The 15,689-nt window shown below is 56.3% G+C and carries 15 protein-coding genes; 6 read left to right on the top strand and 9 right to left on the bottom strand.

Going from position 1 to position 15,689, the window contains the following annotated elements:
* Window positions 1-16: 16 nt before the first annotated feature.
* The 3 genes from FE784_RS24285 to FE784_RS24275 all read right to left on the bottom strand — a co-directional run bounded on the left by FE784_RS24285 (window position 17) and on the right by FE784_RS24275 (window position 2,526).
* Entirely contained in the window at window positions 17-721 is a 705-nt protein-coding gene (locus FE784_RS24285) for an HAD-IA family hydrolase (protein WP_139604850.1), read from the bottom strand.
* 179 nt (window positions 722-900) lie between these two features.
* Entirely contained in the window at window positions 901-2,049 is a 1,149-nt protein-coding gene (locus FE784_RS24280) for a transglutaminase-like domain-containing protein (RefSeq protein ID WP_139604849.1), read from the bottom strand.
* 45 nt (window positions 2,050-2,094) lie between these two features.
* Complete coding sequence (locus FE784_RS24275) at window positions 2,095-2,526, bottom strand: hypothetical protein (RefSeq protein WP_139604848.1); 432 nt, start codon at window positions 2,524-2,526, stop codon at window positions 2,095-2,097.
* Window positions 2,527-2,774: 248 nt separating this feature from the next.
* Between FE784_RS24275 and FE784_RS24270 the strand changes: the two genes are divergently transcribed.
* The 3 genes from FE784_RS24270 (at window position 2,775) to FE784_RS24265 (ending at window position 4,918) form a co-directional block, all read left to right on the top strand.
* On the top strand, window positions 2,775-3,962 hold the full coding sequence (locus FE784_RS24270) for an MFS transporter (RefSeq protein ID WP_139604847.1): 1,188 nt from the start codon (window positions 2,775-2,777) through the stop codon (window positions 3,960-3,962).
* A 111-nt stretch (window positions 3,963-4,073) separates the two neighbouring features.
* Window positions 4,074-4,175, top strand: a complete 102-nt coding sequence (locus tag FE784_RS41625; RefSeq protein ID WP_218103805.1) for a sporulation protein YjcZ — start codon at window positions 4,074-4,076, stop codon at window positions 4,173-4,175.
* Between the two features lie 392 nt (window positions 4,176-4,567).
* Window positions 4,568-4,918 (top strand): toprim domain-containing protein, encoded by a 351-nt coding sequence (locus FE784_RS24265; protein WP_139604846.1) that lies wholly within the window; start codon window positions 4,568-4,570, stop codon window positions 4,916-4,918.
* Window positions 4,919-4,988: 70 nt separating this feature from the next.
* On the opposite strand, the gene FE784_RS24260 is transcribed toward FE784_RS24265, so the two are convergent.
* The 3 genes from FE784_RS24260 to cyoE all read right to left on the bottom strand — a co-directional run bounded on the left by FE784_RS24260 (window position 4,989) and on the right by cyoE (window position 7,677).
* The gene (locus tag FE784_RS24260) at window positions 4,989-5,912 is read right to left on the bottom strand and encodes an AEC family transporter (protein WP_139604845.1); all 924 of its coding nucleotides are present in this window, start codon (window positions 5,910-5,912) and stop codon (window positions 4,989-4,991) included.
* 47 nt (window positions 5,913-5,959) lie between these two features.
* Window positions 5,960-6,574 (bottom strand): SCO family protein, encoded by a 615-nt coding sequence (locus FE784_RS24255; RefSeq protein ID WP_176706482.1) that lies wholly within the window; start codon window positions 6,572-6,574, stop codon window positions 5,960-5,962.
* 161 nt (window positions 6,575-6,735) lie between these two features.
* The gene (gene cyoE / locus FE784_RS24250) at window positions 6,736-7,677 is read right to left on the bottom strand and encodes a heme o synthase (RefSeq protein ID WP_139604843.1); all 942 of its coding nucleotides are present in this window, start codon (window positions 7,675-7,677) and stop codon (window positions 6,736-6,738) included.
* A gap of 226 nt (window positions 7,678-7,903) precedes the next feature.
* Here cyoE and gerQ point away from each other — a divergent pair, with 226 nt between their 5' ends.
* Window positions 7,904-8,434: a spore coat protein GerQ gene (gene gerQ / locus FE784_RS24245; RefSeq protein ID WP_425465564.1), complete on the top strand. Its 531-nt coding sequence runs from the start codon at window positions 7,904-7,906 to the stop codon at window positions 8,432-8,434.
* Window positions 8,435-8,605: 171 nt separating this feature from the next.
* On the opposite strand, the gene FE784_RS24240 is transcribed toward gerQ, so the two are convergent.
* A complete protein-coding gene (locus tag FE784_RS24240; protein ID WP_139604842.1) occupies window positions 8,606-9,637 on the bottom strand; it encodes a zinc-dependent alcohol dehydrogenase in 1,032 nt (343 codons plus the stop codon).
* Window positions 9,638-9,800: 163 nt separating this feature from the next.
* Here FE784_RS24240 and FE784_RS24235 point away from each other — a divergent pair, with 163 nt between their 5' ends.
* A complete protein-coding gene (locus FE784_RS24235; RefSeq protein ID WP_139604841.1) occupies window positions 9,801-11,180 on the top strand; it encodes an extracellular solute-binding protein in 1,380 nt (459 codons plus the stop codon).
* A 480-nt stretch (window positions 11,181-11,660) separates the two neighbouring features.
* Here FE784_RS24235 and rpoN read toward each other — a convergent pair whose 3' ends face one another.
* Window positions 11,661-12,965: an RNA polymerase factor sigma-54 gene (gene rpoN / locus FE784_RS24230; RefSeq protein WP_176706481.1), complete on the bottom strand. Its 1,305-nt coding sequence runs from the start codon at window positions 12,963-12,965 to the stop codon at window positions 11,661-11,663.
* An 80-nt stretch (window positions 12,966-13,045) separates the two neighbouring features.
* The gene (gene pruA / locus FE784_RS24225; protein ID WP_139604839.1) at window positions 13,046-14,593 is read right to left on the bottom strand and encodes an L-glutamate gamma-semialdehyde dehydrogenase; all 1,548 of its coding nucleotides are present in this window, start codon (window positions 14,591-14,593) and stop codon (window positions 13,046-13,048) included.
* 140 nt (window positions 14,594-14,733) lie between these two features.
* Here pruA and FE784_RS24220 point away from each other — a divergent pair, with 140 nt between their 5' ends.
* Complete coding sequence (locus FE784_RS24220) at window positions 14,734-15,660, top strand: proline dehydrogenase family protein (protein WP_139604838.1); 927 nt, start codon at window positions 14,734-14,736, stop codon at window positions 15,658-15,660.
* The last annotated feature ends 29 nt before the right edge of the window (window positions 15,661-15,689 follow it).

Below are 15,689 nucleotides of genomic sequence, written 5' to 3'. Positions count from 1 at the left end.
GCGGAATGCTCACTCCTTACCCGAGTTCGCGCAGCGAAACGATGCCGTCCCCGGTCATATGGGCGTATCTTTTAATTTTGACGGCGCGGATGCCGATTTGGTTCGGGGCCCAGATGTCGTTTTTGTCGTGATCGCCTACGTACAGCGTTTCTTCGGCATGCAAGCCGGCTTGCTCGAGCGCCAGTCGAAATATGGCCGGGTTCGGCTTCTCGAGGCCGACCTCGGTCGAGACGATGACCGGATCGAAATAATGCAAAATGCCTTTGTGCCGCAAAATCGCTTTTAACGTAGGGGCAAAGTTGGAAACGATGCCGAGCCGGAGTCCGGAGCGCTTCAATCGCTCCAGCGATTCGATTACGTCCTCGAACAGCTCATACTGCTCGGGCGAGGTGAACAGGTCGTACAGCTCATGGCTCCATTCATGGATCGTTTCTTCCGCGCGCTGCTCGCGTATGCCCAACCCGTTCAGCACGAAGGCGTAAATACCCGCCCAGAACAACCGGTCCGACTCGGGCGAACACAGCTCCGTGCCGCTGGAGGGCTTCTCATAGTAAAATTTGCGGAATGCTTCGTCAAACAATACGCCGATCGGCTCTTGCTCCCGATGAAGCTCGCGTTCGGACAAGTAGCGCTGCAAAATGGCGCGGGCGCCCGGAATCGTAAGCAGCGTATCGCCCGCGTCGAATAAAACGGCTTTGAAGCCGTGAAGCGATATGTTCATGCCATACTCCTTGCTTGTTGATTTCCGTATGATGATAACTATTCCAGTGTACCATATTTTCGTCCCCGTATGCCAAAACGCTTTGTCCCGCTCGAAATAACCCCGCACCATTTATCCACAATGTCGAAAAAGACGCTTCCAAGGCGCAACGCCCGGACAACGTCTCCCCCTGCCAATCGTTACGCTTGGCGAATATGCGTCTTGTCGAAGCCCGGCGGATTGAACCAGTTGCCGCCGCTCGACATCCAGGTCGAATCGAGCGGAACCCACTTGCTCTCCTCTGCCAAATACACTTCGTTCCACGCGTGCGGCCCGTACCCCCCCTGACCGTCATAGCCGAGCCCCGTCACCACCTTCACGTCCAAGCCGACGGACCTGGCCATAACGGCATACAGACGCGAGTAGTCGATGCAGACGCCCATACGCGTCGAGAACGTGTCCTCCGGGCTCTGCTCCTTCCATATCCGCTTCTGCTCATACTGCTCGACCTTGTCCCAATCGTACTGCACGCGGGTTCCGACCCACTGGTACAAAGCCCTCGCCTTCGCCTCGTCGCCTTCCTTGCCTGCCGTAACCTGCTTCGCCGCTTCCGCGATGTCGTTCGGGATGCGGGCGTCGATCACCTCGTATTTACGCTGCAGGATTTGGTTGAATTCCTGTCCGACGGCCTTGGCGAATACGGGCAGGCGATCCACGAGCAGCTCGCCTCCGACCGGAGCGATTACCTGTGTCGCCCCCTGCATGTACAAATCCGATGCCTGCACATACTTCGTAAATGACGATTGCGGGTACAGCGCCGTGTAGACGAATAGGCAAGCGATAAGCAGCAGCGCCCTTCCGCAGCCGATCAGAGCGCCGATCGCTCCCCCGACGCCGCTGCTCATCCATGAACGGCCGCCTTCGCCGGAAGTTTTGCCCAGCAGCCCCGTCGAGAACGCGACGAACATCCAAATCCGCACCAGCACGGTTTTGCATGCGAGATATACGAGAACGAACACGATTCCGATCCGGAGCAGCGGAAAATCCCTTACCCCCGTCACGAACGTGTAATACATTTGACGGAATATTCCGATTTCCTCATTCGGAATGCCGATTTGCTTGGAGACAAGCCACGACTGCAGCGCGGGCGACAGCACGTCGGACAGCTTCCACGCCACAATTACGCTGACGACCGTAGCGACGCCCTCTGCCGCAAACAGCATAAACCGCTGAGCGGACCCGGAAGCTCCCCTTACCGCGCCCTGAAGCACGGATGCAAGTACGATGCATACGAGAATGACCGAAACGAGGTTGACGGAAAACGATTGCGCGAGCCATGCGGAATCCATGCGGCATTCCTCCCTCCGTTCCAGCATCGACGGAAACGGAACGGATTAACCGTTCGTTTTCGCCGTTTCGATCGCTTTCTTCAAGGTTTCATCCAACGAAAACTCCGCCGATACGCCGGCAATCGTAATTTTCACTTTGTCCGATCCGGCCTTGCCGTCCAGCCGGATACCGCCCGATGTTACCGTATAAGTGCCGTCCCCGTTGTCTTTGTATTTGGCGTCTTTTCCCGCCAATCCTTGAACGGCCTTCTCTTTCAGATCGCTGACCGCTTCCTTCGCGGTTGCCGCCACGTTCTCCCCGATGTCCTTCAGCTGGTCGGTGTAGGTCGAGCCGTAATAGATCAGTCCTGCGACAATCGCAAGCACGATAATCCATTTCAGCACCGTCTTGACGATTTTGATTACGACGAAGAGCGCGATGATGGCTATGATGACGACTAGCCAACGGTCTTGCAAAAAAGCGATTAGCTGATCCATGAAACGTTCATCCTTTCAAAAGCGTTCGATTGGTCGGAAACTAACTTCTAGCTTATCATACAATCCGGCTCCGCGAAAACTGCCTCCTTCGTCGTCGTACCGTAGCTTCAAGCGGTTTCCCGCTCTCCCGCGCCATATCGGAAAATGAATCCGCGTCGGCGAACCATTGTGACATTTTGTCCATGGATGCATAACGTCCCGGACAGCCACGTACAAGTATTGGTGAGGCATGCGAAAGGGGGCTTCCGATGAAAACGGCCATATGGCTCTATTTGTTCATGTTCGTCGCGTTTTTCGATTTGCACGCCCAATACCCGATTCTCACTCCGTTCGCCATCTCGCTCGGGGCCGCCCCGACCTTTATCGGCTGGATGATGGGCATGTATTCGTTGACCCACCTTCCCGGCAACCTGCTCGCCGGCTATTGGGTCGATCGTTATGGCAGTAAACTGTTCATCACATTAAGCTTAATGCTGGCCGGGGTGCTGCTCCTCTACCAGTCCAAGGTCGACGACCCGTGGCATCTGCTGCTGATCCGATCGATCAGCGGCTTCGTTCTGGCTTTTCTCTCCCCGGCTTGTCTGGCCATGCTCGCCAAATTGGGCAGCACCCGCACCCAGCAGGGCAAGCTGATGGCCGGCAACGGGCTCGTCCATACGCTCGCATCCGTCATATCTCCGGCGGCAGGCGCCCTGCTCGTCGCGAAGGTAGGCTTTACGACCGCCTTTGCCGTGCTGGGCTGGGCATTGATCGCCATAGGGGCGGGCTCCTATTTCTTCGTCCGGGAAACGAAAGCGCCGAACGCCGCTCAGACGGATTCGGGATTGCAGCATTCGCACTCGCATCATGGCATAACGCTTCCTTCTTCCGGTCGGGGCATGCAAGCAGGCGGCGGTATTCCATGGCTATTCTACGGGGTTCCATTGGGGCTTGCCTGCTCGCAGGGCATTTTGTTTTTCGAGCTGCCTCTAATGAAGGCGTCCCAGCAGTCGCTGCTCACGTCCGGGCTGCTGTTCTCGATGGTAAGCCTCGGTGCGCTTTGTACGCTCAGCATGCTGTTTCTGCACAAATATTCGCCATTTATTCGCACGATGTTCGGCGCATTTGCGCTTGCCTTGGCGTTTTTCGGACTTGCGGTCGATTGGCCCGCGCCGCTCTCGTTCTCCCTCTTTCTGATCGGTATGGCCAAGGGCGTCGTTTTCCCCGCCATGGCGACATTGCTCGCCAGCGTGTCCAGCGCAAACCGTTACGGCCGGGTATTTTCTTTTCTGGCGATTTCGTCCTCGATGGGCGCGTTTATCGGGCCGGTCGTCGCCGGTCAATTGCGGCATGCCGTTTCCCCTTACTTCATCGCCTTTCTCATCATGATGCTTGCGCTGACGCTGCTCGCTCCGGGGAAATTCCGGAAGCCGGACGCTCCGCCCGTCGCCGAATAGACGCTTGCCCATTTTGCCCGCTCCGGGCGGATGCACAGTCGATTCGCCCTGCTTGGTAATACGATGTTATTGTCAAAGCGACAAATCGTCTACCAAGAAGGAGTGAATGATATGTCTCATTGCGAACCCGGAATCGGCGGAGTTTTCACTTCCGTGGGCATTATTCTCGTGCTCTACATTTTGTTGGTCATCATCCTGCGCTCCTGCTGGTAATAATGCGCAGCCGGCATGAAGAAGATCTCCCAGTGACTCCGAAATTGCCGAAGAAAGTCTGCAAAGAGAGGATGCGCCCGAAGGCATGAAGTAGGGAATGCGCCCCACATCCGATAAAATCGAGTTGCCTAATTGGATTCTAGCGGTTACAACTCATTTAAAAAGTCAATCGCTTCGCTTTCCGCACATCTCCCCTGCCCCTTTCGGGGTTTCAAGCTCTCTTTTTGACTTTCCAACAAGGTTAGAGCCGTTGCCTCGTGCAGCGGCTCTCTTTTTCTATCAGGTAGTACTTCGACATTTCCCGGGAAATCCGACTTGTTTGTCGGATCGGCGATTGGCTATACTGGTGAAAACGACAAACTGCAGCGGAACGTCGAACCGGAGGTGCCGACATGTCGATCGCGATCATTGTAGAAGGAAAAAACGACAGAAGCCGCCTGCGCAGACTGCTCGCAGACGAAATATTGATTTTGTGCACGTACGGCACGCTGAATTCGGAGAAGCTCGAGCAGCTCAAGAAAAAGATCGGGGACCGGGACGTTTATTTGTTCACCGACAACGACCCTTCCGGCAAACGGATTCGCGGCGTGCTGCGCGACGCCTTTCCGGATGCGGAGCAAATTTATACGCGCAGAGGCTATGCGGGGGTGGAAGGAACGCCGGACGAATACATCGTCCAGCAGCTGGAGAAGGCCGGATTGGATGAATATATCCGGTATCCGGAGCCCGGACCCGCGCTGTAGCCCGGCTGCACGCAGCCAAAAAAGAACCCTGTCGTCCGAAGTAGCGGACGAACGGGTTCTTTTTTGTGCGTTATCCGACGAACTGGATCAAATAAATGACGAACGTAACCGTAAAAATGCTGAACACGGTCGAAGAGAATACGGCTTGCGAAGAAAACTCGGGCTCGTTGTCGAATTCTACGGCGAGCAGGACGCTGCTGAGCGAAGTCGGAACCGCGCAGGACAAAATGAGCGCCTTCGCCATGTCGCCTTGGAATCCGAACGCCAGCACGATCAGGAATCCGAGCAGCGGTCCTACGCATAAGCGCAAAATGTTCGATATGGCGACGTCGCGCAGCTTCAGCTCCCACTTCATGCTGCCCAGCTGGACGCCCAGCGTCGTCAGCGCCGTAGCGATAAAACCCTTTGCAATATAATCGATCGATATGTAGATCGGGTGCGGGACGGGAATATGGAAGCCGCGCATAAACAGTGCGATAGGGATAACGTAAATGATCGGCATCGACAATATCGTCTTCATCGTGTCCTTCAGCTTCTGCCTGTGCGCATTGACGGAGTATACGCCATACGTGTTCGGAATAAGGCTTTGCATCATCATAATGATGATCTGGATCGACAGCGTGAACGGATCGCCGACGAACACGAGCTGATTGAGCGGGATCGCATAGTTCGCGCTATTGTAGAAAATGACGCTGTTGCGCATCGCGCTCCGCATGCCGCCCTTATACCCTCGCACCCGCATGACGATTTCGACGACGCCGATCAAGGCGAAGAAAAATACGACGAAAAACAGCAGCACCTGGGACATGACTTTCAGGGAAAGCTCCGTCTGGTACAGCATCTGGAACATGATCGCCGGTGAGAACAAATAAAAGTTCAGCTTGGACAGCGTCTTGATATCCAGCTGAAACGCCCGCTGCAGCACGATGCCGAGCCCGATCAGCAGACTAAGCGGCACGACATTGTTCAGAAGAATGTGGACGAAGTATGACACGTCGGCGCTACCTCATTTTCACGTAGTTGGTATTGCGCAACCGTTCCTTATTGTTCCTTGGCCAAGTTTTTGACGGCTTCCGCCACGAGCCTGTAGCTCAAATTGCCGTCGGTAGCGACAAAATATTTCCGCAGATTGCCGGCTCTGTCGATCAAGGCGACGGAATTCGTATGCGCGAAGTTGCCGTTATTGTCCTTCAGGACGCTTACGCCGTATTGTTTGGCCAAATCGACAACCGTTTTCGATTCCCCGCGCAAAAATTTCCAGCCTTGCGGATCGGCCTCGAAGCGGGCCGAATACTTCTTCAGCTGCTCGGCCGTATCGCGGTCCGGATCGAAGCTGATCGAATAGATGACGGCGTCGGTGCCGAGCAAATTGCTCTTCTGCAGCTCCTGCTGCACCTTCGACAGCTCGAACGTCGTCGGCTGGCACACGTCCGGACAGGTCGACCAGAAAAAGTAAACGAGCCGCACCTTGCCATTATCGTCGCTTAACCCCGTTTGCTTGCCGTCCGTATGCTCCAGCTTGAAGTCGGCCGCCTTCTTGATCACCGGAAGCTTCTCCCCGCCCCCCTGCGATTTGATGTACCATCCGGCCGCCGCAGCTACGATCACGACTGCGATCAATACTTTGAACCAATGCTTTTGCCAAAAAACGCTCACGAACCGTTCCCCCTGTTCCTTGCAACTAAAAATATTAAATCATTTAACTGACATAACTTATACAAAAACCGCGATAATGGCGGTGCGCAGCCGCATCCCTGCGACGTTCAGAAAAAAGAACAAGCCCATGAAAGCTTGTTCCTTTCCGCATGCGACTGAAATTAGACGCGAATCGTATCGATAATCATCACGATAAACAAAATAGGCAAGTAGTTGATCGAGAACACGAACATTTTCTTCGCCCAATTATCATCATCCGTCGTCTTGAACCCGGCAAGGCCGATAAACGTCCAAGCCAGACCGAGCGCGATCGCCGCGACGAGATATATTTCGCCTACGTAGCCATAAGCGTACAGCAACAGCGAGACCGGTACGAGCATGACGAGAAAGCGGATCATGTGCATTTTGGTCACTTCATTGCCGTGTACGACCGGAAGCAGCGGAAAGCCGGCCGCCCGGTATTCTTCCTTGCGGCGCATGCCGAGCGCCCAAAAATGCGGCGGCTGCCAAAAAAATAAAATGCCGAACAAAATCCACGCGCCCATGTCCAATTGTCCCGTAACGGCGCAGTAGCCGATAACGGGAGGCATCGAGCCGGAAATGGCCCCGATCGTCGTGCTGAGCGGCGAGGTCCGCTTCAGCCATGCGGTGTAAATGAAGACGTATACGAGAAGCCCTACGACGCCGAGCAGTGCGCTCAGCGGATTGACCAGCAGGCAGAGCACGCTTAGCCCCGCCGCGCCGAGTGCGATCCCGTACCAGAATACCACTCGCGGATCGACGACGCCCGTAGGCAGCGCGCGCTTGCGCGTCCGGGTCATTTTCGTGTCCAGATCGCGGTCCAAATAATTGTTTAACACGCATCCGGAAGCCATAACGAGCAGCGTTCCGAGCATGGCGAAAATCATCAATGTCAGATCGAACGTCTCGCCCGAATTTCCCCACGCAACCCAATAACCGCCGAAGGCGGTAATGATGTTGGAGAACAAAATACCCGGCTTGGCCAAGTGGATGAAATCTTTCCAAGTCGCTTTTCGCACGACGGCTTGCGCGTCCGTCGCGTCGGCGACGGCAGCCGCATCCATGCTGAGCTGTTTGTCCATAATTGTGGCAAACCTCCTGAACGCTTCCTTCCAACGCGCGAAGTCGCGTTGTTCACAACATATCATAGCAACCCTAACCGCTTTTGACAACAAACGGGATCCGATTTCATAATTTTGTCGATAATGGTGTCACGTTTCCGACATACGCCCAATACACTGTATTGTAGGTAAATGCCTATTGCCCAGGCGAAACGGGCAATCCATTTTGAAGGAGGCTCATCCTTATATGATGAACATGAATCCTTACAAACCGGGCTCGGCTGCGCCGCAATCGATGCAATCGATGCAGGCGCCGCAAGCGATGCAAGCCGCGCAAGCGCCCCAAACGTTGCATGCGGCTCAAGCGGCCCAACCCCCTCAATCTTCGCAATACTATTATTATCCAATGACGCCGCAGCAATCCGTAGCGGGAGCGGGCGCGCCCGGCTATCCGATGACCGGCTTTCCCCCGTCCGGCTATCCGATGCCGGGAGCCGGCGGCGGACCGACTACGCTGCCCGGCATGCTGCCGACCGAGGAATCTTACATCGAAAACATACTTCGCCTGAACCTGGGCAAGATGGCTACTCTGTACATGACGTATGAGAACAACAGCGAGTGGAACGCGAAAATATTCAGGGGCATACTGGAAGCCGCCGGGCGCGACCACATTATTATCAGCGATCCGAAAACCGGCATGCGCTTTTTGCTTCTGATGGTCAATCTGGATTATATCACCTTCGACGAGCCGCTGCAGTACTCGTACCCGATCCGTTAATACGGTTAATGGTTAAAGGTGTATCGAAATCCCCGCAAGTACAGCGATTAGGTTTCCGAACATAGACGCTGCATGAGTACGCTTCGACATTTTAGCGATGTTAAGCTTTTTTAAAGTTCAACAAAAGCGATGCCTCCTTGCGGATGCATCGCTTTTACGCCGTTGCTTCGATTATACCCCCAGCTCCGCGGGGATGCGTTCATAGGAAAGCAAAACGCCAAGCTGCCCCCTCGGGTCGGACATGAACCGCTCGTAAGCGGAAGCCGCCTCATCGATCGGCACGCTGCTCGTAATCATCGAACCGATCCGAACTTTTCCCTCGGCAAGCAGCCTCACATATTCGGACATATTGCGCCCTTCCGTCCAACGGACATAGCCGATCGGATAATCGATGCCGCCGCCCTCGTAGACGGGATCGTAACGTCCCGGTCCTCCCGCTCGGGAGATGAGCACCTGCGCTTCTTTGCCGAACAAACGGTTGCGGTCGAATTCGGTCTTCACATCGCCTACGATTACGACTTTGCCGCGATCCCGCAGCCAAGCGAGCGCCTGATCGATCAGGCCGCCGGCCTTGCCGCCCGCGCAAATGAACACGGCGTCGGCGCCGGCGCCCTCCGAACGCTCCTTGATCGCTTCGGCGAGCTCATCCGCGCCGGAGCACGCCCAGCCCGCTCCGCTTGCACGCAACTGGTCACACCGTTCCGGCAGCAGGTCAAAGCCGATGACGCGAAATCCGGCAGCGCTCGCAATCTGGCACAGCAGCTGTCCGAGAATGCCAAGCCCTACGACGACCGCCGTTTCCCCGAATCGCAAATCGGATTGCCTCAATGCATGGATAGCTATGGCCCCATGCGCGACAAACGCCGCTTCGCGAAAATCGACATGCTCGGGCAGCGGCACCGCCAAATGCTTCGGAACGGCGATCTTCTCGGCATGGCGGACGAACGGCGCGCCGTAGCAGGCTACGCGCTGGCCGACGCTCAGCTTGTCCACGCCGGCGCCTGCCTCACGGACAATTCCCGCCGAGCTGTAGCCGAGTACGACGGCTTGATCGATCTGTTTGCTCCGGTCGATCATCAGCATCTCCGTGCCGGGGCTAATAGCCGAGTATACGTTTTCTACGATAACGTAGTTGTCGGAACATTCGGGTTCCGGAATATGTTGCGTTTGGACGTTGCCTCTGCTAGATGTTACTACTTTCATGTTGCCCGCTCCTCTGGTTCATATCTTGTATATATAATTTGAATTATAGGCCCGGATCCGAAGAGCGTCAACTTCTCTTTTGCCGGCATTCCCGTTATAATGGGAACCGATCCCCATCAACCGCGCATCATTGGCCGAACGCACTAATCGGAGGTTCAGATCCATGACCGAGAAACCGAAGCGTACTACATTCCGGATCCGACTTGAAGACATGATTGCGACGCTGCGAAACGACATTGTCACGGGCCGGTATGGACCGGGCGATTTTTTGCCGTCCGAATTTCTGCTGATCGAACAATTCCGCCTGAGCAAAAACTCGGTACGCAAAGGACTGGACAAGCTAGTCGAGCAAGGGTTGATCGAGAAAGTGCCGCGCGTCGGAACGCGCGTCGTTCGAGCGGAATCGGGTTCTCCGTCGACGATCCGGCTCGGCTATTATACATCGATGATCGAGCAGGTCAACATGACCGCGCTGCTGGACCTTTTCCACCGCGCCCATCCGACAATAGCCGTCCAACCGGTGCCGCTTCCCCATATCCGTCTGCCGATCGAATGGGTCGATTTTATGAAAGCCGAGCCTGTGGACGTCCTGACCGTCAACAACCAGCTGTTCGAGCGGATCGGGGAAATCGGGCCGGTTGCGGATTATCTGGAGCCGTTGAAGCGAGCGGAAGGAGCTTACCCGTTCCTGTTCGATTCCTTCACCGACGACGATGCCTTGTATGCCCAGCCTTTCGTATTCTCGCCGCTTGTGCTTTGCTACAATAAATCGCATTTCCGGCAAGCCGGCTTGGCCGAGCCGGACAGCGGCTGGACATGGGACGACGTCGCCCGGGCATCCAAGCGGCTTTCCGGCAACAATCGGGGGCATCTCGGCTTCTATATGCATTATTTGTCGCTCAACCGCTGGCCGCTCTTTCTGCTGCAAAACCGGCTCCGGTTCGAGCGTGGATCGGACGGTCGCCTTTCCTTCGACCGGAGCCGGTTCGAAGAAGCAGCGACAATAGGAGCGGCGCTTCTCGCCGAATCCAAAGCGGTATCCGCCTATTTGTCGGAAACGGACGCCGACGCCGAACGGCTGTTTTTGCAGCAAAAGGTATCCATGATCGTAACGAGCTATTTCAGCCTGAATTCGCTACGGAATACGGACCTGGACTACGACATCTCTCCGCTCCCCCGTTCCGGGCAAGCCGCGACGCTGCTTCTTCCGATCGGTCTCGGCGTCAACAAGTACGGCAAGCGAAAGGATGCCGCCCATACGTTCGTCGATTTTTGCCTGAGCGACGAGGCTCAGCTTCTGCTGCGCCGGACGACGATGTCGGTTCCGGCATTGACGCGGGCGGCGGAGCGGGAAGAGGAAGACGGGTTGAACCGGCCTTCGCGTTTTTTTCTGTACCGCGATATCGCTTCCACGTTCCGCGAGTACTCGGACATGAACATAACCTACATCGAGCTGGACCGGATGGCCGAGGAGCTTAAGCTGTACTGGGCCGGTCTGGAGGATATGGAGACCGTGTGCCGACGGATCGAGGATCACGTATGAAAGAACGGCCGGACGAGGACAATACGGGGATGAAGCCGGTTGCACGGAGTAAGCCGCAAAGGCACGACTTCCTGATCCGCGAACAATCTTCTCGGAAACTTATTGACGTAGCGGTGCAACACTTTGCCTCGTATAGCGGAACGCTTTTCCGTTAATTTCCCGATTTCCGTTACTCTCCCGAATACAACGGAACAAACTTCCGTTATTTCCAGCTTTCGGAGTGAAGATGGTTGTGAACGGCGAAATAGAGGAACGGTTTTCCGTTATTTTGTTGTCGATACAAATATTCGGGTACCATAACGTACGCGAGTTCCGCTATTTTCCCCATTCGCGTCTCGCAAGCGCCCGGCATAGGCGGCCAGCCTTCGCCGATCAAGCGAAACATGCACCTTGGGTACGCGAATTATGCTGTCGCAGAAAAAAAAGGACATCCCTCTCAGGTCCGGAGCTTAAACCTGAGGAGCAGCCCTTCCGTTCGTTTTATCCGATAATTTTCCGGCTGGACGATGGCATAATTTTCAATTCGTCGCGGTACTTGGCCACCGTTCTGCGCGAGACCCTAATCCGTTCCTCGGCCAGCGCCGCTGCGATTTGTCGATCGGACAATGGTCTGCTTTTGTTCTCCGCTTCGATCAGCTGCCCGATTCTCAGCTTCACCGTCCTTGCGGAGATGAGGCCGCCGTCGGAAGTCGCCAATCCGGCGGAGAAAAAAAACTTCAGCGGAAAAACGCCGTTCGGGGTAAGCACATATTTTTCGTGTACGGCCCGGCTCACTGTCGATTCGTGCACCCCCAGCTTCTCCGACACGTCCGCCATGCTCATCGGCTTCAGGCCTTTAACCCCCTCCTTCAGAAAAAGCGGCTGCTCCTCTATTATCGTACGTATGACTCTGGCAAGCGTCTGCTCCCGCATCCGCAGACTGCGTAAGACCCACCTCGCGGATTTCACCCGATCGCTCAAAAACAAGCCCAGCTCCGAACTTTCATTCCCCTTCGTCAAGCGGCAATATTCCTCGTTCAACGAAAGCTTGGGGACGCTCCCCTCGTTCATTCTGACCGCAAAGTCGTCCGCATCCCCTTCGATCGCCGCATCGGGTACGATATAAGCCGGCTCCGCGGCGCTTAGCGAGAAACAAGGCCTCGGCTCGAGGGTTCTGATATAAGCGCACGTCTCCGTCAACCGGGCTCGCGTAATCCCGAGTGCTGCCGCTATTTGCTCCAGCCTTCCATGGGCCAGCTCGGACAAATAGCGGTCGGCGACTTCCCGGGCATAGCGGTCGCAAGCGGTATCCCGCGACATCTGGATAAGCAAGCATTCCCGCAAATCCCGCGCACCGACGCCTGCGGGATCGAGCGCTTGCAAGTGCCCGAGCGCGGCTTCCGCGACCGTCGGATCAACTCCGCAGGCGGAGCTCACTTCGTCCAAGCCGACGCCCAAATAACCGGCATCGGTCAAATTGCCGGCCATGTACGCAGCCGCTCTATATAAGGCCGGGGGGAGCGGCTGCAGGCGCAATTGGGCCAACAGCTTTCTTTCCAGCGTTTCTTCCGCTTCCGCCGCATCGGGGAAACCATTCCCATGCCTGCCCGACGATACGACTCTCTCCCCACATACGAAGCCGTCCCGACGCTCCTCGATATCCAGAACCGGATTGTCTGCCGCCTGCTCCCGCAAATATTGCGACAGCTCGTCGCCCGACAACGCCAGCATATGAATCGATTGTTTCAGCTCGGCGGTCATCGCGAGCTTCTGTCTTTGCTCCTGCACCAGCCGATAGCCGTGCATCCGCTCTCCCCCTTCCTGCGCATTATTTTCCCATAGCCTCATTATAACGGATAAGCGGGAGCTAAATTCCAGAAGTTATCTTACATTTTTTCCGAAACGAGCTTCGCTTGCGTGAACAGCAGCAAGTAGTCGCGGCCCCCCGCCTTGGAGTCGGTGCCCGACATGTTGAAGCCTCCGAACGGATGGGCGCCGACCAGCGCTCCCGTGCACTTCCGGTTGAAATACAGATTGCCGGCAAAAAATTCGCGTCTCGCTCGCTCCAAATGCGCCCGGTTGCGGGAAATGACCGCCCCCGTCAAGCCGTAATCGGTATTGTTGGCCCATTCGAGCGCCTCGTCGAACGACTTCGCCTTCATGAACGCGACGACCGGGCCGAATATTTCCTCCTGGGCGATCCGCGCCTCCGGCCCGACGTCGGCGAATATCGTCGGCTCGATATAGTAGCCGCCCGGATCCCCCGTACCGCCTCCAAGGACGAGACGTCCTTCCCGTTTGCCGATTTGCACGTAATGCCGGATGCTCCGATACGCTTTCTCGTCGATAACCGGTCCCACGTTCGTCCCGGCCGCAGCCGGACTGCCCATGACCAATTTATTCGCGCGTTCCGTCACTTTCGCCAATACCTCGTCATATACATCCTCATGTACGATCGCGCGCGAGCAGGCCGAGCATTTCTGGCCGGAAAAGCCGAACGCCGAAGCGACGATTGCCTCCGCCGCCAAGTCCGTATCGCAATCGGAGTCGACCACGATCGAATCTTTGCCCCCCATTTCGGCGATGACGCGCTTGATCCATTTTTGTCCGGGCGCGGTTTTGGCCGCGCGTTCGTTAATGCGCAAACCGACATCGCGCGAGCCGGTAAAGCAAATAAAGCGGGTCAACGGATGATCGACCAAATAATCCCCGATTTCGCCCCCCGGTCCGGGCAAATAATTGACGACGCCGTCGGGGATGCCCGCCTCGCGGAGCAGCTCCGCGAACTTGGCGGCGATGACCGGCGTCGTGCTGGCCGGCTTCAGAACGACCGTATTCCCGGCGACTAGGGCGGCTGTCGTCATGCCGGCGAGAATGGCGAGCGGGAAGTTCCATGGAGGGATGACGATGCCTACGCCAAGCGGAATATAGTACAGCTCGTTGTCCTCGCCGTCAATCCGCGTGAGCGGCTGCGGCTCGGCCAGACGCTGCATTTCCCTGGCGTAAAATTCCATGAAGTCGATCGCTTCCGCCGTATCGGCGTCCGCCTCCGCCCTCGTTTTGCCGGCTTCATAGGTGAGCCAAGCGGAAAACTCATGCTTTCTGCGGCGTACGAGCGCGGCCGCCTTGTATAAATACCGGGCCCGCTCGCCTGGCTCGGTGAGCTTCCACGATTCGAACGCCGTCGCCGCCGTCGAAATCGCCTTTTCCGCCAATGACGCATCGGCTTGCGAGACGATCCCCACGACCTGTTCTTTGGCCGCCGGATTGACGGATTGGAATTTGCGATTCGTCTGGATCCGCTCGCCGCCTATGACCAGCGGATAGTCGCCGCCCAGCTCGGCAGCGACCCGCTGCAGCGCCGCGTCATACTCCAGATTGTTGCCCGCGTCGTTGAAATCGGTAAACGGTTCGTTTTTAAATTCGGCTTTCATCGGCTGCTCCCCCTTATCATGACCCGCATCTCGCCGTTGGATCGGCAAGCATGCGGGCGAACGTCGGCATGTTTCGCGCTTCTTCCTAAAATGTATGAGCTTCAGTCGCTCTCTCATGACATTCGAAAGGAGTTCGACCCATGAGCATCGGCACGGAATTATACCGGAAAACGTTATTGACCGTCGCAGGCAACAAAATCGTCCGCACATTGTCGATCAAGTACGGCAAAAGACTGGCCAGCCGGTTCATCTCCAGCGACACGCTGCAAGGCGCCTTGGCCGAGGTGGAGGCGCTCAACCGGAAAGGAATTATGGCGACGCTCGATCACCTGGGGGAAGGAATCAAACATTTGGGCGAGGCGAAAGGGTACAGGGACGAATATATCCGGCTAATCGAGGCCATTGCCCGGAGCAAGGTCCATTCCAACGTTTCGTTGAAGCCGACCCAAATGGGCCTGGCCTTAAACCGTCGGGCTTGTTACGATAATATTCGCGCGGTGGCGGCGAAAGCCCAGGAAAACGGCAATTTCGTACGTCTGGACATGGAGGATTCGCCCTACACCCAGGCGACGATCGATATCGTTCGCCGGCTTCATGCCGAAGGAATGACGAACACGGGAACCGTAATCCAGGCGTACTTGTACCGGAGCGGACAGGACGTCGCCGAACTGATCCGGGGACGCGTCCGGCTGCGGCTCGTCAAAGGCGCTTACAAGGAGCCGGTCTCCATCGCATACCGGAAAACGTCGGACGTATCCGACAATTTCAAGAAATTGATCGCCATGACGCTGGACAGCGGCCTGTATACGGCGATCGGCTCGCATGACGATCGCATTATCGCCTACACGAAGGCATATGCCGAGGAACGCAACATCCCGAAGAAAGCTTTCGAATTCCAGATGCTGTACGGACTGCGCATGAACGAGCAGGAGCGGCTGGCCCGGGAAGGCTACCGCGTCCGCTGCTACGTTCCGTACGGCTCCATGTGGTACCCGTACTATACGCGCCGGCTGGCGGAGAAACCGGCCAACCTGTGGCTGGTACTCAAAAATATGTTCGGGTCCTGAACGGGAAAACACCGGATCCGCATAAGCGG

Origin of the sequence: Paenibacillus hemerocallicola, assembly GCF_006265175.1 — a bacterium.
Lineage (GTDB): Bacteria > Bacillota > Bacilli > Paenibacillales > NBRC-103111 > Paenibacillus_AB > Paenibacillus_AB hemerocallicola.
The sequence above is the reverse complement of the archived record's forward strand: the minus strand, read 5'-3'. Positions and strand labels throughout refer to the sequence as shown.

Coding starts and splice junctions, on each gene's coding strand:
- FE784_RS24240 (WP_139604842.1), bottom strand. CDS start 9,637: ATGAAAGTAGTAACATCTAGCAGAGGCAACGTCCAAACGCAACATATT.
- FE784_RS41625 (WP_218103805.1), top strand. CDS start 4,074: ATGTCTCATTGCGAACCCGGAATCGGCGGAGTTTTCACTTCCGTGGGC.
- FE784_RS24235 (WP_139604841.1), top strand. CDS start 9,801: ATGACCGAGAAACCGAAGCGTACTACATTCCGGATCCGACTTGAAGAC.
- FE784_RS24265 (WP_139604846.1), top strand. CDS start 4,568: ATGTCGATCGCGATCATTGTAGAAGGAAAAAACGACAGAAGCCGCCTG.
- FE784_RS24285 (WP_139604850.1), bottom strand. CDS start 721: ATGAACATATCGCTTCACGGCTTCAAAGCCGTTTTATTCGACGCGGGC.
- gerQ (WP_425465564.1), top strand. CDS start 7,904: ATGATGAACATGAATCCTTACAAACCGGGCTCGGCTGCGCCGCAATCG.
- FE784_RS24280 (WP_139604849.1), bottom strand. CDS start 2,049: ATGGATTCCGCATGGCTCGCGCAATCGTTTTCCGTCAACCTCGTTTCG.
- FE784_RS24275 (WP_139604848.1), bottom strand. CDS start 2,526: ATGGATCAGCTAATCGCTTTTTTGCAAGACCGTTGGCTAGTCGTCATC.
- pruA (WP_139604839.1), bottom strand. CDS start 14,593: ATGAAAGCCGAATTTAAAAACGAACCGTTTACCGATTTCAACGACGCG.
- cyoE (WP_139604843.1), bottom strand. CDS start 7,677: ATGGACAAACAGCTCAGCATGGATGCGGCTGCCGTCGCCGACGCGACG.
- FE784_RS24270 (WP_139604847.1), top strand. CDS start 2,775: ATGAAAACGGCCATATGGCTCTATTTGTTCATGTTCGTCGCGTTTTTC.
- rpoN (WP_176706481.1), bottom strand. CDS start 12,965: ATGCACGGCTATCGGCTGGTGCAGGAGCAAAGACAGAAGCTCGCGATG.
- FE784_RS24220 (WP_139604838.1), top strand. CDS start 14,734: ATGAGCATCGGCACGGAATTATACCGGAAAACGTTATTGACCGTCGCA.